General features: G+C 55.6%; 22 protein-coding genes. 10 read left to right on the forward strand and 12 right to left on the reverse strand.

Annotated features, from left to right (window positions below):
- The first annotated feature begins 144 nt into the window (after window positions 1–144).
- Window positions 145–1,395 carry a hypothetical protein gene (locus COMA2_RS17735; RefSeq protein WP_139077472.1) on the forward strand — a complete coding sequence of 417 codons (1,251 nt, stop codon included), beginning with the start codon at window positions 145–147 and terminating at the stop codon, window positions 1,393–1,395.
- Window positions 1,396–1,571: 176 nt separating this feature from the next.
- Window positions 1,572–1,967 (forward strand): acyl-CoA thioesterase, encoded by a 396-nt coding sequence (locus tag COMA2_RS17740; RefSeq protein WP_090901572.1) that lies wholly within the window; start codon window positions 1,572–1,574, stop codon window positions 1,965–1,967.
- Between the two features lie 94 nt (window positions 1,968–2,061).
- Here the strand turns inward: COMA2_RS17740 and COMA2_RS17745 are convergent, their stop codons facing one another.
- The 7 genes from COMA2_RS17745 to COMA2_RS20355 form a co-directional block, all read right to left on the reverse strand.
- Window positions 2,062–3,723, reverse strand: a complete 1,662-nt coding sequence (locus tag COMA2_RS17745; protein ID WP_090901575.1) for an OmpA family protein — start codon at window positions 3,721–3,723, stop codon at window positions 2,062–2,064.
- A 276-nt stretch (window positions 3,724–3,999) separates the two neighbouring features.
- A complete protein-coding gene (locus COMA2_RS17750) occupies window positions 4,000–4,323 on the reverse strand; it encodes a hypothetical protein (protein WP_090901578.1) in 324 nt (107 codons plus the stop codon).
- A gap of 449 nt (window positions 4,324–4,772) precedes the next feature.
- Window positions 4,773–4,949 carry a hypothetical protein gene (locus tag COMA2_RS20350; RefSeq protein WP_175304704.1) on the reverse strand — a complete coding sequence of 59 codons (177 nt, stop codon included), beginning with the start codon at window positions 4,947–4,949 and terminating at the stop codon, window positions 4,773–4,775.
- Window positions 4,950–5,112: 163 nt separating this feature from the next.
- Window positions 5,113–5,574, reverse strand: coding sequence for a hypothetical protein (locus COMA2_RS17755; protein ID WP_139077473.1), 462 nt, complete (start codon window positions 5,572–5,574; stop codon window positions 5,113–5,115).
- Window positions 5,575–5,931: 357 nt separating this feature from the next.
- The gene (locus tag COMA2_RS17760) at window positions 5,932–7,710 is read right to left on the reverse strand and encodes a hypothetical protein (RefSeq protein ID WP_090901586.1); all 1,779 of its coding nucleotides are present in this window, start codon (window positions 7,708–7,710) and stop codon (window positions 5,932–5,934) included.
- 492 nt (window positions 7,711–8,202) lie between these two features.
- Window positions 8,203–8,553: a DUF2442 domain-containing protein gene (locus COMA2_RS17765; protein ID WP_090901589.1), complete on the reverse strand. Its 351-nt coding sequence runs from the start codon at window positions 8,551–8,553 to the stop codon at window positions 8,203–8,205.
- Window positions 8,554–8,636: 83 nt separating this feature from the next.
- Complete coding sequence (locus COMA2_RS20355; protein WP_175304705.1) at window positions 8,637–8,909, reverse strand: thermonuclease family protein; 273 nt, start codon at window positions 8,907–8,909, stop codon at window positions 8,637–8,639.
- Between the two features lie 492 nt (window positions 8,910–9,401).
- Between COMA2_RS20355 and COMA2_RS17775 the strand changes: the two genes are divergently transcribed.
- On the forward strand, window positions 9,402–9,632 hold the full coding sequence (locus COMA2_RS17775) for a hypothetical protein (protein ID WP_090901594.1): 231 nt from the start codon (window positions 9,402–9,404) through the stop codon (window positions 9,630–9,632).
- Window positions 9,633–9,809: 177 nt separating this feature from the next.
- Here COMA2_RS17775 and hemL read toward each other — a convergent pair whose 3' ends face one another.
- The 3 genes from hemL to COMA2_RS17790 all read right to left on the reverse strand — a co-directional run bounded on the left by hemL (window position 9,810) and on the right by COMA2_RS17790 (window position 12,759).
- Entirely contained in the window at window positions 9,810–11,093 is a 1,284-nt protein-coding gene (hemL, locus tag COMA2_RS17780) for a glutamate-1-semialdehyde 2,1-aminomutase (protein ID WP_090901597.1), read from the reverse strand.
- 573 nt (window positions 11,094–11,666) lie between these two features.
- Window positions 11,667–12,215, reverse strand: coding sequence for a barstar family protein (locus tag COMA2_RS17785; protein ID WP_090901600.1), 549 nt, complete (start codon window positions 12,213–12,215; stop codon window positions 11,667–11,669).
- 28 nt (window positions 12,216–12,243) lie between these two features.
- Window positions 12,244–12,759 (reverse strand): ribonuclease domain-containing protein, encoded by a 516-nt coding sequence (locus tag COMA2_RS17790; RefSeq protein WP_217490814.1) that lies wholly within the window; start codon window positions 12,757–12,759, stop codon window positions 12,244–12,246.
- A gap of 259 nt (window positions 12,760–13,018) precedes the next feature.
- Between COMA2_RS17790 and COMA2_RS17795 the strand changes: the two genes are divergently transcribed.
- From COMA2_RS17795 to COMA2_RS17810, 4 genes are all read left to right on the forward strand, one after another.
- Window positions 13,019–13,468: a hypothetical protein gene (locus tag COMA2_RS17795; protein ID WP_090901603.1), complete on the forward strand. Its 450-nt coding sequence runs from the start codon at window positions 13,019–13,021 to the stop codon at window positions 13,466–13,468.
- Entirely contained in the window at window positions 13,468–14,115 is a 648-nt protein-coding gene (locus COMA2_RS17800; RefSeq protein WP_090901605.1) for an HAD family hydrolase, read from the forward strand. The genes COMA2_RS17795 and COMA2_RS17800 overlap by 1 nt, the downstream gene beginning before the upstream one ends.
- Before the next feature lie 95 nt (window positions 14,116–14,210).
- Window positions 14,211–15,830, forward strand: a complete 1,620-nt coding sequence (locus tag COMA2_RS17805; protein WP_245631097.1) for a M16 family metallopeptidase — start codon at window positions 14,211–14,213, stop codon at window positions 15,828–15,830.
- The gene (locus tag COMA2_RS17810) at window positions 15,827–17,299 is read left to right on the forward strand and encodes a M16 family metallopeptidase (RefSeq protein ID WP_090901608.1); all 1,473 of its coding nucleotides are present in this window, start codon (window positions 15,827–15,829) and stop codon (window positions 17,297–17,299) included. Before COMA2_RS17805 ends, COMA2_RS17810 begins: the two co-directional genes overlap by 4 nt.
- A gap of 727 nt (window positions 17,300–18,026) precedes the next feature.
- Here COMA2_RS17810 and COMA2_RS17815 read toward each other — a convergent pair.
- Window positions 18,027–18,401: an HVO_A0114 family putative DNA-binding protein gene (locus COMA2_RS17815; protein WP_090901611.1), complete on the reverse strand. Its 375-nt coding sequence runs from the start codon at window positions 18,399–18,401 to the stop codon at window positions 18,027–18,029.
- A gap of 5 nt (window positions 18,402–18,406) precedes the next feature.
- Window positions 18,407–18,691 carry a toxin-antitoxin system TumE family protein gene (locus tag COMA2_RS17820; protein ID WP_090901614.1) on the reverse strand — a complete coding sequence of 95 codons (285 nt, stop codon included), beginning with the start codon at window positions 18,689–18,691 and terminating at the stop codon, window positions 18,407–18,409.
- A 234-nt stretch (window positions 18,692–18,925) separates the two neighbouring features.
- Here COMA2_RS17820 and COMA2_RS17825 point away from each other — a divergent pair, with 234 nt between their 5' ends.
- The 3 genes from COMA2_RS17825 (at window position 18,926) to COMA2_RS17835 (ending at window position 22,256) form a co-directional block, all read left to right on the forward strand.
- Entirely contained in the window at window positions 18,926–19,768 is an 843-nt protein-coding gene (locus tag COMA2_RS17825; RefSeq protein WP_090901617.1) for an MBL fold metallo-hydrolase, read from the forward strand.
- An 11-nt stretch (window positions 19,769–19,779) separates the two neighbouring features.
- Window positions 19,780–20,760: a site-2 protease family protein gene (locus COMA2_RS17830; protein WP_090901620.1), complete on the forward strand. Its 981-nt coding sequence runs from the start codon at window positions 19,780–19,782 to the stop codon at window positions 20,758–20,760.
- A gap of 269 nt (window positions 20,761–21,029) precedes the next feature.
- Window positions 21,030–22,256 carry a hypothetical protein gene (locus COMA2_RS17835; protein WP_139077475.1) on the forward strand — a complete coding sequence of 409 codons (1,227 nt, stop codon included), beginning with the start codon at window positions 21,030–21,032 and terminating at the stop codon, window positions 22,254–22,256.
- The last annotated feature ends 186 nt before the right edge of the window (window positions 22,257–22,442 follow it).

The raw sequence follows: 22,442 nt of genomic DNA on the forward strand, positions 1-22,442 counted from the left end.
ACTTTTCCTACAACCAAAGATGGCAACGAGCTGCCGCAGCCTGGCGGTCTCATACGGAGACATACTAAATTGTACGACCGCGCCTAATCGTACTCCTGGTATTGAGCAGGAGTGCCGCGTATGCGGAATGGCCGGATGAACGTTATGGATGAAGAGACAAAACGCGCAATTGATGACCTTATAACTGCTTCTCCAAAGTCCAGTCCTATCTCTGAAAAAGAGATAGCAAGTACAAGGGGGGATAAGCAGTTGCTCAAGCTACTGGAAAGGTGCTGTCAGGATGGAGGTGACATCCCGTTTCCGTCAGAATTTGACCCTATCTTTGAGAAGCTATCCTTCACAGCCAAATCACTCACACCAGACCAAAGACGAACAGCCTGGTCCGAATTTGAGACCGAACACGATGTCACTTTCGGGTGGGCTGAGAAGCAGGGCATTGCACTCTGGTACCGAGACCATGATGTGCTCGACCACGCGGCAGCAGTTTACGAGGATCTCCATCGAGACGCCCGTACCACTTCTGAGGTAGATAAAAGTTATTTACTAGAAACGATGGGAGTCTATGCTCAACTTGGCGAATACGAACGGGTGCGTGAACTTCTTGTACACGTTAAAGAAGCCTACGAGGCGAAAGAGGTTGACAGGGAATTTTATGAAGCTGGATTAGGCTATGTTGCGGAAGCTGCCAGAAGCTACTCCGGAATAGAAAGTGAAGATGATGCTGGCATTCGGAACACACTTTTAGTCTATATTCACGAACTTGAGAGTGATAGAGAAAATGCAAGGCTTGAGATTAGCCGCTTACAATCAGGAGTTCTGTTCAAGGAAGAGAGGCAGGCGGCAATTGAATGGCTCAATCAGAATTTGGGACAGCTTGTACGGGTGCTTTCTCCTGATGCGAAGGAATCCCTGATAGAAGCCGTACTAAATAGCCGATCTCCCACCCTACAGATTGAGCAATGTCGATCCATTCCTCAGGGCTTTGGGAGGGCAGTCGAGGCAGAGTTTAATGAAAAGGTATGGGATATCGTCAAGTCGAAACTCGACGAAGCTATCAAAAGGCGATTTTCTTTTGTTCGTTATGACTTATCCATAAACAACATCTATAGGATTCTTGCAGATGAAGGGTCCGGCAAAACGTCCGAAGTTAGGCTGGCTTCGCGTCCTTACATCATCGAACTCCTGGGGCAGGATATTCTCGCTAATCTAGAGCGCAACAGGCTAAACACACTTTCGACCCATTTTACTGATGCCAGGCATGGGAGCCGTGGTGGAAGAAAGTACACTGTCAAACGGTTGAATCAATTCCTTGACGATATAGGAGTGTTGAAACCAAACGGCTGGATCTATGGCTTCTTGCAACAATTGCAGCTAGGCAGACCGAAAGCCAAATAGGGCGCCATCCTGTTCAGAGGAAGGGAATGCCTCTAAGCCCCACGACAGCAACCTTCCAGATAAAACGGATTGACTCAGACTATTTTACCGAGGAATGAGTTCAAAGATTTTTTGTTTCCTCGCTAAGGAGTGATCGCGAAGTCAACTCAAACTCGAGTTTGTAGCTTTATAAATCTATGGAGATACGAATCTACTACGAAGATACCGACTGCGGTGGGGTCGTCTACTACGCCAACTATCTCAAATATTTTGAGCGGGCGCGGACCCACTATCTCGAAGATCGAGGGCTGTCGGTGGCAGGGCTCATGGCTGAAGGAACAGTGTTCGTCGTCGTGCATGCGGAGGCGAACTACCGGTCGCCTGCCCGCTATGGCGAGACGTTGATGATTGAGACGGTTATTTCCGAGACGACGGCTGCGTCGTTCACCTTCGCTCATGTGATCAAGAATGCAGCGAGTGGGCGTGTCGTGGTCGAAGGGTCGGCTCGGTTGGCGGCGACGGACGGGAACGGGAAAGTCAAACGTTTGGACAGAGACCTGGTCGCCGCGCTCCGGTCGGCGGCCCATCCTTAACCGAACGCGCTCGACACGGAGAACATCTCCGGACTTGTTCGGTCGGAGATGGAGGCTCGTTGATTACGAGAAAACAGGGGCGGTTCCGTCATCGTCAATGATGCGTGACCGTTTGAGTCGAGAAGCCCTGGAGTTTCTTGCCGAGCTGCGCCTTCGTGTCACCCACTGTGCCTCCTGATTCCGACCACTGCGTAATCACGATTTCGATGCGCCGGTTCTTACTTCGATTTTTTTCGGTGTCATTAGCCGCGATGGGCTTGGTATCGGCGTACCCGATGGCTTTGACGCGGTCGGCCTCAAGCCCTCCGTTGAGCAGGACCTGAGTGGCATGTTCGGCCCGTGTTCGGGAGAGTTCGACGTTATCCCGGACGCCTTTCCGAGGGTCGTTCCGGAGCGGCGTGTTGTCGGTATGGCCGGCAACCTCGATGCTCTGGTAACGGAATCCCTGTAAAACGGCTCCGACCCGTTCGAGTAACGAGGTGCCGCCGAGGGTGATCGTGGCGTCGCCGGAGGGGAATAATTCACCGGTTGCAAACGCGAGGGTCAATTTATTGCCTCGCTGCCTCAACGTCGCGCTGCCCTTCTTGAGTTCGGGCTGTAAGAGGCTCGCCAGGCTCTCGCTCATCTTGCCGAGGTCGCTGCTTGTCAGGGCCTCTGTCTCATCGGCAACCGCAGGCGTGGATGGCAGCAGGCTGGTCACGGCGAGGTTCTGATCGAGCGATTGCAGAGGAAACACATTCTTATCCACGGCGCTGTCCTCTTGGGCCGGAGCGAGCTCGGCTTGCTTGGGCGAATTGCGCTCGAGGTCCGCCAGCAATTGCTTCGCGCGCGCGAGTTCCGCGTCTCGCGCCATGAGTTGAGGATTGAGATCCGCCAGTTTTTGCGTGGCTTGTTTGAGATCGTCCTTGACTTGCGCCAGCTCTTGCTCCTTCCGCGCTATCTGTTGTTCGGCATCGGCAACACGGCGTTTGGCCTGCGCCAGTTCTTGCTCTTTCCCTGATGTCGCGAATTGTTCTGCTTCCGCTGGGCGGCGTTTGGCCTGTGCCAGTTCTTGTTCTTTCCGCGCCGTCTGCTGTTCGGCGTCGGCAAAGCGTCGTTTGGCCTGCGCCAGTTCTTGCTCCTTCCCCACCATCTGTTGTTCGATGTCGGCGATACGGCGTCTGGACTGTGTCAGTTCCTGATCTTTCCCCGCTATCTGTTGTTCGGCGTCGGCAACGCGACGTTTGGCTTGCGCCAGTTCTTGCTCCTTCCCCACCATCAGTTGTTCGATGTCGGCGATACGACGTTTGGCCTGCGCCAGTTCCTGGTCTTTTTTAGCCGTCTGTTGTTCGGCGTCGGCTGCGCGGCGTTTAGCCTGCGTCAATTCTTGTCCTTTCCCCGTCGTCATCAGTTGTTCAACGTCGGCAACGCGACGTTTGGCCTGGTTGAGCTCCTCGGTTTGTGACGCAAGATCCTCTCGAAGCTTCTTGGAACTCTCGTAGGCATTGGCTCGCAGGGCGGCGATCTCATTCTCCTTGGCATGGAGCTGAAGAACGAGCTCGCCGATCCGTCGTTTAGCATTCTCCAGATTGCCGGCCGCGAGTTGTCGCTCGAGCTCATCGATTCGTTGCTTGGCCTGCTGGAGATAGTTTCTCGTCACACTCAATTCGTCTTGCGACGACTGGCCGTTTGAGTCCCCGGCGGCCAGAGAAACCGGCATGGTTCCGCATAACATGGCGATGGTGACAAGCGCGAAAGCGAATACGTTGATGATCATGTCTCACCCACAAAGTCGATAAGGTGCTGCGTCCGGCAATAGCGGCACAGGCAGAAGTACCCACGTTGGCATTATCGATGTCGGCGCTTTCCCTGTTTCTTGAGCGAAAAGGGAAAGAGGGAAGGCGATCCTATCGTCTCCTGATTCACTTTGCAACGGGGCCGTGACGCTGTTCGCGATTGTCGTGGCGCGCGCCCATGGTCAGCCGGCTGTCGCCCCATCGGCAGGCGAGATCGGACCGCGCGGCGAACTGAGTGAGTCTCGTCGCTGCCGGCATTAATCGATGGGGTAGAGCGAATCTTTGCTCGACGGCCGTTTCGCTCGTTCGATGAAACTTCCCGAGCACCGATAGGCTTCCTGATTCAAGAACGGGAAAATAAGCATGAGCCAGCTCGCGTCCACTTGTACGTCGTCTGGTATCAATCGTACGCTTCTCTCGCGCGCGGCCAGCTTCAGATTGAGCAGACAGCCTTCTTGCGTGTATCCGCTCGCGGTTACCCGCGCAGGGCGATCCGGCCCTCCTGCCTTCTCAGCGAAGGAGGCGCACCCCGTTATACACATCGAAGCGATGACAGCAAGCGTTGCGCAAAAGCGTTTCATGACCACCTCAAGGAATCTTCACATGCCCGGCCCGTTTGGAGAATTCAACGAATCTCCTCTTCAATCCCCACCTTCTGTGGATAACCTTGTGAGTAAGTCTGTTTCTTAGTCAGACTATGCATACATGATGGGGTTATTCACAACACTGCCTACTTTTTGAGCGTCTGGATTGCATCAAGAAGACCCACTGCTAATAGTGGCTCCTATCATTCTTCTGGATGTTTCCATCCATTCCTAGCGATATGTATGAGGCATCCATCAACAAGTCCTACCGGCGCAGTGATCCGACCACCCGGACGTATCCTTATCCACAGCCATGAGGATTTTCTGTGGATCGAAGCCTAATTGATGCGTCTAGAGCGCTCTTTCGGATCTGCCACGAGAGAGGGTCGAAAAAGCAAACAGGCCCGTCAAGGAAGACGGTAGAGCCGTATGGTTGAAGGGCGGCGCTATTTTTTTCGGTACACATTGAGTCCGATCTTCTCTTGTCGATTCGGAATCGTCACGTTCCCTTCCGTCGAAGCTATGATGATGGTCTTGCCCGTTGAAGAGGGACCGAACTCCTTTGAGAGGTCCACTCTGATCGTCAACACGGACCCTTCGATACTCATCTCAACATTTTTCATGCTCGTACCCTTTCAGCCGCGAAAATGGTGGCTCTTTGGTTCTCCGCAACGACTTCGATGGGCGATTCAGGGAAGCCTTTGGCTTCGCCGGAGGCCGAACCCGGAACCAGGTTCTTCATGTGACGCGATGCGAGAATGGACCGCTTCTTCACAGGATCAGGGGCTAGCGAGCCAAGGTTGTGCCGGCGAGTCGCTTGGCGATGCTAGGCAAATGTTTTTGGGTATCGGCGCCTTGAAAGCTAAAGGTCAGCACAAATCCCGAACACTGAGTATAGCCGGTGCCGCCAGGGCCTTTGCCGTTCCGAAAATCACCGAGGACCATGTCCCCTCCCGTACAAACCGGGAATGCCGTTCGTTTGAACGCCGGGTTCTGCAAGGACAGGTCGAGGATCTGTTTGGTCTCCGTCACGGTTTCACTTTGTAGGTCGACGTGTACATATACTGACAGCACCTGACCGTTGGGCCATTGCCACGCGCACCCCTCGCCCGTTCCCATCCTGGATTGGACGGCCGTCAACGAGGGAGATGTCAGCAGACTACAGACTTGAGCTGCCATGGGGCTCTGGGCATGGACAGGCGATACCCAGAGTACGCCACAGATGGCGATGAAGTGTCTCAGCTTCAAGTTGCCTGTTCTTAAAAAAATAATACCCTCGACCAAGGATGAGCCGTGCTTTACCGCCGGCCGTTTACATTGACGCTACGAGACGAACTGGCGAATTGTAGCCTCGGCGTTTCGCCGATTCAATGGCCCTTCCTGTTGACTCGGAGAACCGGACTCAGGACAGATTCACGGCATGACTGATCCGACCGTGAAACTGTGCGCGCTATGGAACGTTCCCTTCAGGAACGAGGCGAGGTGAGCATCGATAGACGGCACATCGATGCGCCGAATGTGTCCTGAAAATCTGAAGCGAGCATAGACGCTGCACCTGGGAAAAGGAGGGGGGACAGGTAGCCCCCCTCCAAAGAAGTGCTGCTCTTAGCTGATGCGCTTGCGACCACTGGCCATCAACCCATCGATCGACTTTACCTCGTTGCCCAGCGCCTTCAGTGCGCGTCCGAATGTCACGGATGTAGCCTTGCGTACGATTTCAATCGACCGGCCATCAAGCGCATCGGCCGTGGGAACTGCCGGGAAGGCCTCACGCAAGGCCGCGACCGCGCCGCCGACGGCGATGTCGAGGAGCGGCTGGAGATCAAACCATGGCAGCACCGGGTCCTTCACGCGCTTTGGATCCAACGGCCCCCACGGATCAATCCATGGCCGCAACTCGATCCAGATAAGGTCGATCTCAGGCAGTATCCAAGCAAGAGATTGACAAGTGCCGGCTTGCCGCCCGATCACGTCGCGGGCATGGACACCGATCAAGTACAGCTGATGCAGCGAGATTTCCGTCCAGGGCTTCGTGAACTCAGTCAACGTCGCCTCGACAATGCGGTCAGCAAAGATCAGTTCCCACCACAAGCGTGAGTTCATGCAGCTGATCTTGTCGGCCGGCGCGATCCACACGCCGACGTTGACATAGTACTCCTTGATCTTGTCGAGCGCGGCGCGTCCGGCCGCGGACGAGAGAAACCCATCATGTTTAGAGGTGTGCGTGCCCGGTGTTCCCGGGTGCCCCGGGTAATCGAAGTCGTCGAAGATGCCACCCTCGACCACTCCGATAAGATTGACGTTGACGAAATGATGCCATGTCGAATCGCACACCACTCGACCTTTCGAAACCCGATGACCGTCGTATGTGGACACGACCCCAAACAAGTGTGCCTGCGTCGCATCTTTTAGCGAGGCGCCGTTGCGAGATGATGCCCGGTTGCCCGCCGGGACGTGACCCGTTGCGACAACCTCCGGAGCGGCCAGGTGTGGTGTCGGATATTCCGGTGTGCCGTCACGACACGTTCCGCTGAGACTGCTCGGCTCACGACACTCTCCCTCGTGGGGGTGATCAGGAAATACATCAATGCGGCCGAGACGGCTGCACATCACCGGGTGTGGATAACGCGCCTCGCGAAAGATTCCGACAGGGGTGCTGTACAGTTTAAGGTCCAGACGCTGAGGAATGTCGTCACTTTGATCACTGAACTGACTGCCTGCGTCGTGCCCGGTTTGGTTTGAGTCATTTCGGCGCGGGCCGCCCATGCTTGTTTCGCCCGAGCCGAAGTCGTCCCAATAGCGCATGTTGCGTACGCGGTCGATTGAGCCACAGAGCGCTTTCCCAAGGGTGCCGTGGTCTCCGGTGGCGAAAATGCCGCCGCCACGATTCATATGCGCCGTCAGTGCGTCGAGTTCGCCGTCACCGAGCCGGTCCGCCGGGTAACGAGCTGGATTGGATCGTCGGTTAGCGAATATTGTCGTTCCATCGGGTGTTGTGTGAAAATTATCTCTAACGCCGAACATCCACACTTCGTCATACATCGTCGAGGTGAAATGATTAGGGTCGTCAAACACAAATCCTTTGATGCTGCGGGCGATGCCAGGCGCCCCGGCCTGCACGGCCGTATTGCCGGCATTCGGGTCCAAGTGGGCAAGCGTGAGGTTGAATTTCACGTAGCTACGCCCGTCGTTCTTCAGGATGTCGACGAATGCTGATAGCCCAAAATCCCCCATGCCGAAGTCGAGCCCATCGACCACGAGCAAGGCGTTCACTATGCAGGGCTTTCGCCATGGAAAGAATAGCTCAGGTTTATCAAGGTATAGCTTCCGTCGAATGTTGACCATGTCGAGAAGCCGTTGATTGCCGGTACCGATACCATCCATGGGTAACCTCCTACGAATTAAAGATTAAGTTGAATTCAAAAATGTCCCTACTCCTTACTGTGCGCAGTAAATATCGGGCGCTCTCTTCTTTTGTCGAAGCACGTTCTGCGCCACATGCGTCCGGGACGAAGCGCCTGGTATTTCAATAGCCTAGACGTACGTTTCGGAGCTGGTCGGCCAGTCTGTATCTAAATGGATTCCACAATGGATCGGATTCGATTCGGAAGAGGCCGGCAGATCTGACCGGAGGAATGACTTGGCGATTGAGTAAACTCTGAGCAGACGGTTAGGTTATTGCGCGGAACAAGGATGGTCTTATGCCATGTCGGGCAGATGTGCGGATATCGTCACGCCCTTCCGATAGATGATTGCACATGAATAACGGAGGGTATGGTGATGCGCCGGTTTGTTAGTCCGTGCTTTGAGTCTTGCCCCCTTCATCGTCTTTTACATGGCTAACGGCATTAGGAAAGTGCGGAATCCCGGGAAGACTCATGCTTTGTTCTTTGGGCGGCGTTTGACGGGAGCTGAAGGCAGACTGCTTTTCGATTGTGTGCTGGGTCCGGTCTTCGCTTGTCGACAAGCACGTGTTGTCGGGCGCGACGGTTTTGACGGGAGCGGAAAACATCTGACGGACTCGACGGCGAGATCGATGCCGAGATCCGGCCAATGCAGGAAGTCGGGGTTCGGTTGTTCGACTCTCATGATCTTTGATACGGAGGCGTCTAAAAACCGAGGGAATTCTCTGAATGAAATAAAGAGCTCGCTGTCTCTGGTGCACAGCCAGAGTCCATGTTTGGAGATGTTGGTCACTTCAACACATGCGATATTCTTGTCGCGCATGATGAGTTTCGTCTGAATGCTTTGAGATGAACGCTTCTCCTCTTGCCGTGGGCGAGTAGACCAATGAATGACGCGCTTCCTCTCTATCCTGTTTTTGAGAAACCTTCGCTTCGAAGAATCTCCGCCACGTTCTGTTCATTGACAAACACGTCGGCCAGCAGGCGGTTGTAGACATCTCGGCCGTGCGGCTCGATACGAATCGCGCCGCTGCGCAGCAACTCTTCCAGCCGCTGCTTGGCCGCCGGGCCTTGCAGTTCGCTCAACTCGGGCGTGTCGATGCCGCGAAGTCTGATCCGCTCGCCTCCGACTCGAATCGTATCACCGTCGACTACGCGCATTTGTAATGTGCTCAGCACCTTCATCTCGTGCCGCGACCGGGCTCGAAGCGTAGAAAGCCGAGACGGCTTATGCGAGGACTCTAATTTGTAGCGGCCTTTTGGATAGCGCTGTGGTCTGCTGTCCGGCGGACGTGGGTGGCGCCGTTGTTTGTACGTGGGAAGGCGATTCGATGGTTCATCATTCGGTGATGGATACCAACAACGGTCGCACTGAGGTTCCAGGGTTGAGCCGAGGTCGGACTTCTGTATGCGTTGGGCATGGGCGTCGAGTGACGGGATTTGCCACATTATGAATATGATCAACCAGGCTGTAATCATGCGTCGGCGCGGTTTCATGGTTTGTCTGTGTACGCAGGTGTCGTGCCAGATTTCGATTGATTGACAATGTTCGAAACCGCATGCTGAAATTGGTTCGCATCTCGTCGTTCGTGAAACGTATCTCGTTGAGGAGTATCCACATCTTGCGAGATACGAACGACGCTTCTTCACGCTTCACGGAGGTTGAATGTCATGGATATGATGGGACGGGTGGGGCTGGTAGAAATTCCGGTATTGATCGCCCCGGATCAAAAAGCTTGGATGGACCGCATGATCAAGGAAGGGAAAATCGCCATTCCACCCGGAGGCACATTGGAAAAAGGGTCGCTCTATTCCATGTTTATCCGCATGTTGCTCCATAACGCAATGGAGGAACAGAAGCGGCAAGAGGCACTGGAGGCGGACGACGAGGATGATGAGTAGGGATGTGAAGCGTGAAGCCCCCTCCGACTCAGCCCGCATCGAAGAGTCTGCGAGGTGGGCGAGGCCCTCGGCTTCGCCGCGAGGCGAGCGAGCGTATCTCGGGAAGCGAAGGAACTCTCAGGTGTGTACTGTATCTAAATAGATAATTGTGTATCTTACTCGATACGAGCGACGCGATCAGAGTCTCTTGAACGCCGCATGCGCCGCGCGGACGGTCTTCTCGATGTCCTGTGCGCTGTGTGCAGTGGAGAGGAAGGCAGCCTCGAACTGAGAAGGGGCGAGATAGACGCCCTGCTCCAGCATGTGGTGAAAAAACCGGCCGTACCGCTTCGTGTCGGACTGTTTGGCCGTGTTCCAATCGACGACAGGTCCAGGAGTGAAGAAGGTCGTCAACATCGACCCGATTCGGGTTTGCGTTACGGGAATTCCAGCCTTTTTCGCGGCCTCACCGATGCCTTTGGCTAGCGCGGCTGATCGTTCGTCGAGTTTCTTGTACACCCCCTTTGCCCGCAACTGTTTGAGAGTGGCGAGTCCCGCGGTCACTGCCAGCGGGTTCCCGGAGAGAGTCCCGGCTTGATAGACCGGCCCGACCGGCGCGATGAGGTCCATGATCTCCTTCCGACCGCCATAGGCACCCACCGGCAATCCACCGCCGATAATTTTCCCCAGTACGGTCAGATCCGGCTTGATGCCGTAGAGGGCCTGCGCGCCTCCGTAGTTCACCCGGAATCCCGAGATGACTTCATCGAAAATCAGCAAGATGTTGTGGTCAGTGGTCAGTTGCCGCAGTGCCGCGAGGAAGTCCGGAGCAGGAGGAACGACGCCCATATTTCCGGCGATCGGCTCGACGATAATGCAGGCAAGCTGATCTCGGTGGGTCTTGATCATCTGCTGGATCGTCCGAATGTCATTATAGGGCGCGGTCAGGGTATGTTTGGCGAAGTCGTCCGGCACGCCCGGTGAATCCGGAATCCCTAAGGTGGCCAATCCCGATCCGGCTTTTGCCAACAGGTAATCGCTATGTCCGTGGTAACACCCTTCGAATTTCATGATGCCGGTCCGCTTGGTGAATCCGCGGGCGACCCGGATCGCGCTCATGACCGCTTCCGTTCCGGAACTGACCAGCCTGAGCTTCTCCATTGATGGAAAGGCGTTGCGAATCTCTCTGGCCAGTGACACTTCCAATTCCGTGGGCGCTCCGTAACTCGTGCCTTGTCCGGCCGCCTTCTTGATCGATGCGATGACGGCCGAATGGGCATGTCCCAGAATCATCGGCCCCCAGGACAGCACGTAATCAATGTAGGCGTTCTTGTCCACATCGTAGAGGCGCGATCCCTTGGCGCGCGCGATGAAACGTGGCTGCCCGCCGACCGAGCGAAAGGCTCGAACGGGGCTGTTGACGCCACCGGGAATGAGTTGCTGAGCCTCGACGAAAAGCTTGGCAGAGCGGGATGTTTTCATAACGGCGGCGCACCCTATCATGCAAGGCGAGAGCCGGTCAAGAAACGCATTGTTGCGCGATCCGTTCGGAGGCGCGCTGTGAGCGGTCAAAAAATGTTGTAAGGGATACAGGATCCATCGATACCGATACGGCGACAGGCTGAGGTTCGACCGGAAGTTCAAATTTTTACTTTGTTTTCGTCCTGGCTTCCGTTTTTCCGTGACGGCGCGATTCTTGCTGTATTTTCAGACTAGCGGAAAAGCGAGACGGATTATGCAAGTCATCTGCTCATGGTGCCGTGGAGAAGGTCGGGTAGGATTCGTCGGCGAAAAGGCTCCCCTTGGAGATCGTCGAGAGACGCATAGTATCTGCCTTGAGCATTTGCAAGCGGTACAAGCCGGATGGACCGCCTGTCAACGAGACACAGGTCTCTCTGGTGTTTCCGTCGACATGGCGAAGGCGCATCCATCTCGTATTCGACGGGCGGTGCGATCGGTCATGCGGTTATGTGTCGGCTTAAGAGGTTTGGCTCGAAAGACTCGCGGGTAGTTTCTTCTCGCCGTGTGGCCTATCTCAGCTCAGCGTGGAAGATTTTATTTCTTAGCCCGCTTGGGCGAGCGTTTGGGGCCGGGCTGCGTCTTGGGTCTTTTTGATTCGGTAGGAGAGAATTCCTTCAAGTGCCAGTGTGTCCGTTTCGATTTGTTGTGTTCCGTCACCGCAAAACACACGTGGAATGGGGCGCACCGACCCTCAGCCGTTTGTCCCTTGCTCCAAGCTTCGCCGGCGTCGCTGAGGATTTCCAATAGTGTCTCGTACTCTTCCTCATCCAGGGGAAGCACGGCTTCGGCGTCATGAATGAGCAAGATGTACCCTTTGGCTTGAAGCCATTCGAAGTCGGCCAAACACTCTTCAAGCGCGTCCCAGTTATGTCCGAAGTAGTCCGGAAAGGCGAGCGCCCGCGCGAACTCGCCGAAGAGATCCGAAGGAGTTCGGCATTTCTTTCCTTGGATGGTCCGCAGGGCAAACCCCGGCGGCGTTTTCACCAGCGCTGCGGTGGTGGTCCCCCGAGGGACGACAAGAAGGGCCGACCAGGGAGGTGTGGCATTGCAAAGGTGAGCCTGTAACGTAGGGGTTCCCGCCATAGGAATGTTCGTTTGTTTAAGATGTTCGTCAGTTAAGAGGGACAAACGTTCGGTAGTGATCTCCGGTGTAATAGGCTTTCCCGGTCCGCCGCTCGATAACGATGCGTTCGGCATCGCGTCCGCGGCCTCGGATCTTGGGATTGACATCATACTCCCGATAGAAGCCTCGTGGAAGACGTCGTTCTCGGTTTTGGAAATCACGTCCCCCGACGTAGCCAGGCAGCGGTATCCCACCTCGCTTTTCGAGCTGCGTGAGCAGATCGGAGGCTTTCCGGGGAGGTGTTGTGGGCGAGGACAGCCGCTCGATTTGACCCGGCTGGCTGATGCCGGTGTCGGCATTCAGAGGCCCGTCGCCGAAGTCGGCGGCGGTGGTCGAGACTACGGACAATAGGCTGAACGCGCCCAGCAGGCCGATGAGAAAACCGATGCGCTGAATCCGTCTCCGCTGAAGGGTGAACACAGGCTCTTCTTCCTTGCAAGACGTCGATCCGAAGAGCGACCGTAGCATTCTCGTTTCGAGAAGGTCAAACAACGGAGGCGCCATCACTTCGTTACCTGGATGTCTCGCGTCCCGTTTGCTAGAATGAGGCGGCTGAAGCGCATATCTGAAAAACACAGGGTGTCGGATGTGCGTCTAGGCGCCTTCGTGCGGAACCGATGTATGTATATGAGGTCCACCGGTTAGACACGTGATTTCTTTACCCAAGTGCCTTGTCCACTCCCTTGTCGCTCTGACTGTCCTGACTCTCGCTGTCTCTTCACACGCACAACTGAGTCCGAGCGGTTCGATGAGGCGGTCTCCGGTGGAAGTCGTGAAACGGTATGTGCTGTTGGACCAGAAGGGCGCTCGTTTAGACACTTCCTCCTTCGACACCGTGAGCCCCTATATCGATTGGACAGAAGAGCCGGCATGGGGTCGCGTCGTGGTCATCCAGGAAGCAACTGTCCCGGAGGACTATCGAAAATGGGAGATTCTCAATAATCTGGAGGTGATTATCCCCGTCACCTTTCATGTGCGGGGGGCCGTCTATTTAGAAACCGCCACCTTCGTTCCCGAGGACACGACGGAAGAGGTTCGTTTCCACGTAAAGGTCGTGCGGAACTACTGGCGCATCGTTTCGCCGGTCCTCCCTCCTCACGTCGGCCTCAAACGGATGGTGAGTTTTGCGCGAGAGGCGGAAACCCATGAACAGGATGCCGCACAACGGATCCTGCTCGCTGCCCTCATTGACTCCTTACGAAAGGCGAAGTAATGGCTAAGACCCCCGTGGATTTGATGATTTTCGACTTGGACGGTACGTTGATCGAGTCGAAGTGGGACATCGCGCAATCCGTCAACTTCACCCTTGCCGCACTGGGATTACCCGAGCGCCCCATTGAAGACATTTTCGGTTTTGTCGGGGATGGGGTGAAGCGGTTGCTGCGTCTGGCGGTCGGGGAGGGAAATCAGACCAAGTTTGAAGAAGCGCTGAAAGTCTTTCGAGGCCATTATCTCGAACATTGTCTGGATCGGACGAGCTTCTACCCCGGCATTGAGCCGATGCTGCAACATTTTTCCCACAAAGACAAAACGATTGCGACCAACAAATCGATCGAATATACCCGTGTGATCCTGAACGGGTTGGGTCCGCAGCATTTCCTGCACATGGTCGGCGGAGACAACGGGTTCGGACTCAAACCGGAACCAGGAATGTTATTGCACCTCATGGAAACCGTGGGCGCGCCGAAAGAAAGGACGATCCTTGTCGGGGACAGCACGAACGATATCAACGGAGGACATAACGCCGGCATCCGTGTCTGCGCCGTCGGATATGGCATGGGCAATCGCTCGAAGATGGAAGCCTGTCAGCCCGATTGGTTCATCGAAAGGCCGGAACAACTCATGGAGCTGTTTATATGACAATTCACCCGTCTCTGGCATCTCATGAAGCGCATCCCGCTCAAGAGTTTCATGTTGCAAGTTTCAGGTTTCAAGCTATTGAAGGAACCCCGAACATGAAACAAGAAACATGGAACTCGAAACTGGCGGGTACGCGTCGAACAAGGCTTCACGCTTCACGCATTACGCTCTGTTCGCTTGTCATGACCCTCGGTCTCGTCTTACACGTCAACGCGCTGTCGGCAGCGTCGCCGAGTCTTGCGGAACGGGTGGTCGAGCATCGCTTGGCCAATGGGCTGACCGTTCTCATGGTCGAACGCCATCAGACGCCTGTCGTGTCCATCAATATCACTTTCGCGGTGGGCGGGATCAATGAGCAGGTCGGGCAAACCGGACTCGCGCATCTCTATGAGCACATGGCCTTTAAAGGCACACGTACGGTCGGCACGACCGACTACGAGAAAGAAAAGCCGATATTGGACGAACTGGCGCTGGTCGGGACAGAGCTCGACCAACGTCAGCGTGACATGGCCGCCAAAGGGAGTCATGCGACGGCTGAAGAGCGAGCGACGATCGAGTCGCTTCAAAAGCGCTTCTTGGATCTACAGGCTCAGGCCGCTCAATATGTCATCGGGAATGAAATGGCCTTGTTGTATCAGCGGCACGGCGGCGTGGGACTGAACGCATCGACGGGGAAAGATCTGACGCGGTACATGATCAGTCTGCCGTCCAATCGGCTGCCCTTGTGGGCGGCGATCGAATCGGATCGGATGGCCAACCCCGTGTTGCGCGAGTTCTATAAGGAACGCGGTGTCGTGATGGAAGAACGGCGGCTTCGGAACGACGACAGCCCGAATGGCCTGTTGTTCGAGACGTTCACATCAGCGGCGTTTCGAGCCCATAGTTACGGGGTTCCGACGATTGGGTGGGGATCAGACATTCTCTCGTTGACGCCTGTCGCCACGGAGGCCTTCTTCAAGACCCACTACGGTCCGAATCGCGCCACGATTGCCCTGGTCGGTGATATCGATCCGAAAAAAACGATTGCCTTGATCGAACAGACGTTTGGAAAGATCCCTGCCGCGCCGCCATCACCGCCTTTGGTGACGGTCGAGCCGGAGCAGCGAGGCGAGCGCCGCGTCGAAGTCGAGTTCGATGCGGAACCGGCTCTTGTCATCGGTTATCACAAGCCGACTGTGGACCATCCGGATGACGATGTGTTTGACGTGATCGATGCCGTGCTGAGCGATGGACTGACGTCGCGCTTGCATCAAAGGCTGGTACGGGAGAAGCGGCTGGCCGCCTCGGTCGGGTCGGATGGGAACCATCCGGGGGTGCGGGCGCCGAATCTCTTCGTCGTGACGGCGACTCCCTTGGCCCCTCATACGACGGCGGAGGTCGAAACCGCCATCTATGAGGAGATTGAACGACTCAAACGTGAACCGGTCTCTGCTCAGGAGCTTGAAAAGGTGCTCAATAATCTGGACGCCGACTTGGTGCGAGGCCTGCGGTCGAACAGCGGTCTTGCTTCTCAACTGGCCTTGTATCAGGCGGTGGCCGGTGGTTGGCGCTACATCCTCACGTCACGTGACCAAGTCGCGAAGGTCACGGCCGCCGATGTGCAGCGAGTCGCGGCACAGTACTTTACCAAGTCGAATCGTACCGTCGCCGTCTTGGTGAAGAAGGGGAACCCGAAGGCTATTGTGGCCATGCCCGTTAATGAGGTGAAGCCATGAATCGGATGAGACGAGAGCGGGTGGGCATGACTGGCCGGCTCGGGACGCTGCTCGGCCTGCTGATGGTGTTGATGGCCTCGGCAGCCGGAACTGATGCGGCCGATCTGACGCTCGGTGATCCCAGAACCATGACATTCAAGCCTGTGGAATTCTCACCACCGGAGCCCGAGCGGGTTGTGTTGGACAATGGCATGGTCCTCTATCTGCTTGAAGACCATGAGTTACCGTTGGTCACGATCACGGCCACGATGCGGACAGGGAGTTGGCTCGATCCGACCGATAAGATCGGACTGGCCGGCATGACCGGGGCGGTGATGCGGACCGGTGGCGGTGGCGGTCTATCCGCTGAGCAGGTTGATGCAGAACTGGAGCAATTCGCGGCCGATGTGAGTATCGGGATCGGACGACAATCAGGGTCGGCGTCTCTCGATGTCCTGAGCAAGGATGTCAATCGGGGGTTGGAGATCTTCGCCGGTCTCATTCGGACCCCGGCGTTCGATCCTGCTCGTGTCGAATTGGCCAGATTGCAAGCCATCGAGGGGATCCGCCGCCGTCAGGATAATCCCGGCTCCGTCGTCGGGCGGGAATTTTCCAAGGCGCTCTATGGAGCCGATCATCCGAGCGCGCGAGAAACCTCGCAGGGTTCGATCACACGCATCACGAGGGAGGATCTCGTCACGTTCCATCGCAACACGATTCACCCCAACGGCATGATCCTTGGCGTGACGGGTGACTTCAAAAGAGACGAGATGGTGGCGTTACTCGGGAAGGTGTTCGGCGATTGGAAAAAGGGAACGGTGCCCGAGCTGAAGATTTTCGATGTGCCGGAGGCGGAGCTGTCCAGACCGGTTGTCCGGTTCGTCGGGAAAGAAACTTCGCAGACCCACCTCCGGGTAGGACATCTCTCGCTCAAGGAGAATGATCCCGACTATGTCGCCTTGGCCATCGCGAACGATATTTTGGGTGGGAGTTCGTTTCGCAGCCGCCTGTTCAACGACGTGCGGACGAAACGGGGACTGGCCTATTCCGTCGGGAGCCGCCTCAATACGGGGATGCATGACCAAGGTGTCTGGCTGATGCGGGCGGAAACCAAGTTGACGTCCACTCAGGAAGTGATCGAGCGGTTTGTGGCGAATATTGAACGAATGCGCGCCGAGCCGGTGACCGATACCGAGCTTGCGGAAGCCAAAGAAGCGTACGTCAATTCGTTCGTGTTTTCTTTTTCCAGCCCCTCGGCGATCGTCAGCCGGTTGGTCGAGTTAGAATATGATGGCTTGCCGAAGGACTTTCTTCAACAGCTGCGGGCCAAGGTCGTGCGACTGACCAAGGAAGACGTCTTGGCGGCGGCCAAGAAACATTTGCGCCCGGATCGATTGAAGATCGTGGCCGTCGGGTCAGGGGAGGCCTTGCCGAAAGCGCTTGCGACGTTCGGCGACGTGAAAGAAATCACGCTGTCACCAGAAGGATAGAGAAAGGAAGCAGCCGGAAGGGCGGGCAGCTTCGGCGTCGCCATGATGCGATGCGGTTGCATGAGTGACCGAGACCATTTTTCGTTTGACCGCGCACTCCTCTGAGGCCGCGACGCAGCGTCGCAATGTCGTCGTGCGCGCTTGATCGCAGCTATTGGATCGCAGCGACGCTATGGCGATCGCCCGTGCCCGTCCTTCCAGCCGAGCAGAAAGTTGATGGATGCAACGAATGGAGGAGAGGCATTGGCATAGACCCTGTAACAGTATTCGGCAGGTTCGTCGAAATGATCGAGAAGCACTTCGACGTTGATCGTGATGGGTCGTCAAAGGTTCTTCATTTGCATCGGCGAACAACTGAGCGCGATTCGGCATCCCTGCTCAGGAAGCTAGGAATTGGCGAAGGTGATTTCGGGTTGTATGTTCCTGAAAGTTCTGTTGAGTGGGGGGAGTCAGAAAGCCGATTTTGGAAAAGTTGAAACGCATCTATGGAGACAAGTGGGTTCTGATTCTTTTGGACAATCACCCGGAATCTGGTTATCTCTACACACCGGAAGATGTGCGCAGCTCCTCGCCCTCCTGGTCTTCTGATGTTTCCGGGGAAACCTAAAGATTGTGGAATCCACACTTGGACACCATAAGTCGTTTTACAGTGCTGCTGATTTCTGGGCGCTACTTCAAGAAGCCGGTGGTGCTTGGGAATGAATGTGCGTCATGACGCACTTCGCTTTCACACCGCGATTTCGAATTGAATTCGCTCATAGGGGACGGTTGGAGTGACGGCGTCACGCAAGTGCGCTCCTGGTTCCAAATGCACGAGACCGAGATCGGCGAGAAGCTTCACGTCAGCGTGCACGTTCTTAAAATTCCTGCCTATCAGCTTGGCCAGTGCCGCAATAGAGCGAGGGCGACGTGTACGGATCAGATGTAACAAGGCCAGGCGAGATGGTGTCAGTACCTGCCGCATCGCTTCCACACTGACGAAATACACTCCTGTTCGCTTGGTCAAGACCTTGCCTGACTGAATGGCCTTGAGTGTGGAACCGAATTCTTGAAGCCCTTCATCCAACGACCGCACACCCACTTTGAGCCGTTTGACTTTCATCGTTCTCACTCCTTTCTTATGGCTTCGACATCGCGGCGAAAGTCCTCGATTAACTGTGCGATAGTCGTGAAGGTATACGGCGATGTGGCTGCACGAGAGTGCCGATGATCACCCTTGTGCTCGTGATTGTCATATCCGACCAGCCGCTCTCCGTTGCGTATGTAAACCAAGGAATACTTGAATCCGTGAGGAGTTGCCAGGGCCTTCGGAACATCATAGGCTTTCATTTCCACCAGCCCTCCCTGCTCGTCCACATATCTTGTGTGGAGGACCAGCCTGGCTTTCGGCATATGGCAGTAGACACCATATAGAAATGAAGTGTCAAGGACATGGCGCGGGAACTCATACGGCAGCTAGGTCGATTCTTGATTGAAACCGATACGGCACGGTACTGTGAGTTGTCAGAATTGCGGAGTGGGATTGATTCACTGAAGGGCCGAAATCATGGTACTGTTTACTCAGTTTCTAGGTTAGGCTAGTGGCAAGATCGAGAACCTAAGAATTCAGTAGCTGAAGCGAGACACATGCCCCTTGAAGACGACTTCTGTGACATTCTCAAAAAGGCACGCACGGGCCAGGGCTTCTCGGTCGGCGATGTTGCGAGGATGACGGGCTTGCCCGGCGGAGATATCACGGCGTTGGAACGGGGAGACCAGCCTAGAGACCGCGCTGAGGTGCGGGCGTTGGCGAAGGCCTTGGGCCTGCGAGCCGAGCCGCTTGAACAGATTGCAATCGATAAATGGGAGCCGGTTGCGCAGCGTACACCGCCGTGGGTGGAGATGGTTCAGGGATCCGTCGGTGGGTATGGTGTGCAGGGGTACATTGTGCATGATGAGGGTGAGGCACTGTTGGTGGATACCGCCTATAACGCCCCCGCCATGCTTGATCGACTTCGTCGACTGGGTCTGCGGCTGATCGGCATTTGCCTCACGCATGGCCATGCGGACCATGCGGATGGGATCGAGCAGATTCTGAGCCATTATGACGTACCGGTATACATTGGAACGGAGGACATCGATCTGTTGAGTTGGCGGCCACGAACGGATGTACTCGTTGCACCGGTCGATGGATTGTCCATCAGCGTCGGAGGCCGGAGGCTTCACTGTCTCACGACGCCGGGCCATACCGCGGGCGGCATCTGTTATCGGCTGGATGATGCTCAACTCCCAGTCTGTTTCGTCGGAGATACCCTCTTTGCCGGATCGATCGGTCGGTCCAATCCCAAGGAATTGTATTCGACTCATCTCAATTCGGTTCGCGACCGTGTGCTGTCCCTCGCACCCGATTATCGTCTCTTGCCCGGGCATGGGCCTGCCACCACCGTTGAGGAAGAACTCGATCACAATCCGTTTGCGACGATTCAGTAGACTAGAATGACATGGATGGATTCGAGCGAAATGAACAGCGAGATCTCGATCGCGGTCTCGCTCTTGAAACTCGAGAAGAGCCGGCTCCGCTGCCCAGGGACGAGGCGGAGGACGATGACGATGTCGAGCCGTCGGTTTTTTCCAAGTGGGCATTACCGATCGTCCTCTTTCTCCTGACCGTTTTTACGACATTGTGGGCCGGGGCCTACCAAGCCTACAACGGTCCCGCGCGTGGGCCCCTGAATTTTCTCCTGGCCTCTCCCGAGACGCTCTGGCGGGGAATTCCGTTTGCCGGAGCGCTGCTGTTTATTCTCACTACACATGAGCTGGGGCACTATGTGCTATCCAAGATTCATCGGGTGCCCGCCTCCTTGCCGCTGTTTATCCCAGGGCCGCCCCATTTCATCGGGACATTCGGCGCCATCATCCGCATGCGCGGCCCGATTCTGAGTCGTCGCGCGCTGTTCGATATCGGGGTTGCCGGTCCCTTGGCGGGTTTCATCGTGGCCGTTGTCGCGCTGATCGTCGGACTCAGTTTGTCCACGGTGGTGGAGAGAACGGCCACCCACGGTTTGCAACTCGGCGAACCGTTGCTGCTTCAGCTCATGTCGTGGCTGGTGATCGGGCCGCTTCCACCGGAGGCAGACGTGGTGCTCCATCCGATCGGCTTTGCTGCTTGGTTCGGGCTCTTTGTCACGTCGCTCAATCTCCTTCCGATCGGTCAGCTCGACGGTGGCCACGTTGCCTATGCCCTGTGGGGCCGGCGCCAACGGACGATGGCGATGGCCTTTCTCCCGATCTTGTTGGCCTTAGGCTTCTTCGGCTGGCCCGGCTGGTTTCTCTGGGCATTCATGGCGGGACTCTGGGGACTCGGCCATCCCCCCGTCATGGATCCTCACGTTCCGTTGGGTCGCAATCGGACCATTGTGGGTTGGATTGCCTTAGTTGTGTTTGTCGTCACCTTTGCCCCGGTACCGTTTTCTTTCCACTAAGCGCTTCGTTTCCTCTTCCTTTTTCCTTTCGTCCTGTTCCGTTGATTGTCTTGTCCAATTCCACAGGCGATCTTAAAGTGTAGAAATGCTCGTGACCGGTGCACCTACCCATGGTGGGACCTCATCTTGTTCTGTGCATCGGACCCGTCGTTCGATATGTTGGTCATGCACAGTTCAAAAGCCGACCCTGCTACTTGTGCGTCTTCTCAGTCAGGAGGGACACTGCATCGCGCTGGTCATTAGTCAACCTTTGACGGGGTGTCGATGAGATGAAACGTATTGCAGATATTCGACGTGGCTTAAGTCAGCCCCCCGGCGCACTTGTGGCATTCCCGTCGGATTCCACATATCGGGGTCCGGAACCAGGCGTGCAAACTTCGACCATTTGGGAAGGAGATAAGACTGTTGACACTGGCCTGGCGATCGCTCCGGTCAGAAATGAAGAACAGATGAACGAAGGTGATTCTGTTTCAGAGTTCACCCCTGTGATTGAAATAGGCGCGAATATTGATGAGACCTTTCCGGCACTAGGAGGGGAAGAAGGGGAGCGCATTCGACAGAGCATCTTGATACACGGCATGGATGCGCTTGGGTGGTATGCATCGTTTCATGTCACGGGAGTCCAATGGGGTAGCTATGTAAAGGTGTCCGGTATCGCTTATGTGATCCACCATGTGTTTGCAGACTTACAGGTCTCGCTTAGCGCTAAGGCTCATCTCGCATTTCATGCGATCCTGAATCACGAGCTGTTTCACTTTGCCACGGACTATGCGGTGGCCCAGGCAGAATTAGTTCATCAAGAGCCGTGGTGGATACCCGCCAAGGCAGCCAATAAGTCGAGCAAGCCTTCTTACCGTGTTCTCGAGGAGCAATTGGCTAACGCTTATATGTTGAAGGCGTTCCGCAGTAGAAAGCCTGGGTTACAAGTACCAAGAAAACAGGCTGCTCTTCGGCGTTTTACTCAGGATCAGCCGGAAGGTTATCGGGACGGATGGCGAGTCCAACCAGCAGACTGGGAAAAAAAACTAGCAGAGCTAGCCGAACAATACGGCAAGCATTCCACAAACGGTTCAATCATTCGCTACTTGTTTGATGCGCAGTTCGGCTACGATTGGGCCTCACAGTTTCCCATGTGGCCACGGATTGATTGGCGATACTGTCCCATTCATCTCGTGCAAGACGGAGCCAAGCTCGACCTTCCACCCGATTGGCTGACGTTCTTCAGTCAAATCACATGCATTCAATATTCAGACAAGTTTCGGGACAGGCTTCGGGTGCTTGATCCCCCAATCCAAAAGGCTTGGGAGCGTACAAAAGAGAAACTCAAGATGGGGATTACAGCCGGGGCTGATTTCAAGAAATGGCCAAAGGAAGGGCCAGATGTTTATTCGATTCGGATCAATGATCGTGTGCGAGCGCATTTGCAGTATCGCCGGTTGGCGGGCGACTGGCTGGCGTTGAGAATTGGAGGACATAAGGAACTTGGCCACGGATGACTTTTGCCAACACCTGACCATGTCCAGTGATCGGAGTCGTTGATCGATCCCTTGGCCGCGCACAATACAAGATCCGACCCTGCAGCCATTTTCTTGTCTTAGGGAGAGCAGTATATCTGACGAAAGTTGACGCCTTCTCTTTTGAAACGTAGCCTTATTTATATTTCTTATCCAGGACATCGCTTC

Source organism: Candidatus Nitrospira nitrificans, assembly GCF_001458775.1.
In the GTDB taxonomy this organism is placed as follows: Bacteria; Nitrospirota; Nitrospiria; order Nitrospirales; family Nitrospiraceae; genus Nitrospira_D; species Nitrospira_D nitrificans.

Excerpts from the sequence above, each read along its gene's own strand:
- COMA2_RS17735 (WP_139077472.1), top strand. The coding sequence starts at position 145 with ATGGATGAAGAGACAAAACGCGCAATTGATGACCTTATAACTGCTTCT.
- COMA2_RS17740 (WP_090901572.1), top strand. The coding sequence starts at position 1,572 with ATGGAGATACGAATCTACTACGAAGATACCGACTGCGGTGGGGTCGTC.
- COMA2_RS17745 (WP_090901575.1), bottom strand. The coding sequence starts at position 3,723 with ATGATCATCAACGTATTCGCTTTCGCGCTTGTCACCATCGCCATGTTA.
- COMA2_RS17750 (WP_090901578.1), bottom strand. The coding sequence starts at position 4,323 with ATGAAACGCTTTTGCGCAACGCTTGCTGTCATCGCTTCGATGTGTATA.
- COMA2_RS20350 (WP_175304704.1), bottom strand. The coding sequence starts at position 4,949 with ATGAAAAATGTTGAGATGAGTATCGAAGGGTCCGTGTTGACGATCAGA.
- COMA2_RS17760 (WP_090901586.1), bottom strand. The coding sequence starts at position 7,710 with ATGGATGGTATCGGTACCGGCAATCAACGGCTTCTCGACATGGTCAAC.
- COMA2_RS17765 (WP_090901589.1), bottom strand. The coding sequence starts at position 8,553 with ATGCGCGACAAGAATATCGCATGTGTTGAAGTGACCAACATCTCCAAA.
- COMA2_RS17775 (WP_090901594.1), top strand. The coding sequence starts at position 9,402 with ATGGATATGATGGGACGGGTGGGGCTGGTAGAAATTCCGGTATTGATC.
- hemL (WP_090901597.1), bottom strand. The coding sequence starts at position 11,093 with ATGAAAACATCCCGCTCTGCCAAGCTTTTCGTCGAGGCTCAGCAACTC.
- COMA2_RS17785 (WP_090901600.1), bottom strand. The coding sequence starts at position 12,215 with ATGGCGGGAACCCCTACGTTACAGGCTCACCTTTGCAATGCCACACCT.
- COMA2_RS17790 (WP_217490814.1), bottom strand. The coding sequence starts at position 12,759 with ATGGCGCCTCCGTTGTTTGACCTTCTCGAAACGAGAATGCTACGGTCG.
- COMA2_RS17800 (WP_090901605.1), top strand. The coding sequence starts at position 13,468 with ATGGCTAAGACCCCCGTGGATTTGATGATTTTCGACTTGGACGGTACG.
- COMA2_RS17805 (WP_245631097.1), top strand. The coding sequence starts at position 14,211 with ATGAAACAAGAAACATGGAACTCGAAACTGGCGGGTACGCGTCGAACA.
- COMA2_RS17810 (WP_090901608.1), top strand. The coding sequence starts at position 15,827 with ATGAATCGGATGAGACGAGAGCGGGTGGGCATGACTGGCCGGCTCGGG.
- COMA2_RS17815 (WP_090901611.1), bottom strand. The coding sequence starts at position 18,401 with ATGAAAGTCAAACGGCTCAAAGTGGGTGTGCGGTCGTTGGATGAAGGG.
- COMA2_RS17820 (WP_090901614.1), bottom strand. The coding sequence starts at position 18,691 with ATGCCGAAAGCCAGGCTGGTCCTCCACACAAGATATGTGGACGAGCAG.
- COMA2_RS17825 (WP_090901617.1), top strand. The coding sequence starts at position 18,926 with ATGCCCCTTGAAGACGACTTCTGTGACATTCTCAAAAAGGCACGCACG.
- COMA2_RS17830 (WP_090901620.1), top strand. The coding sequence starts at position 19,780 with ATGGATGGATTCGAGCGAAATGAACAGCGAGATCTCGATCGCGGTCTC.
- COMA2_RS17835 (WP_139077475.1), top strand. The coding sequence starts at position 21,030 with ATGAAACGTATTGCAGATATTCGACGTGGCTTAAGTCAGCCCCCCGGC.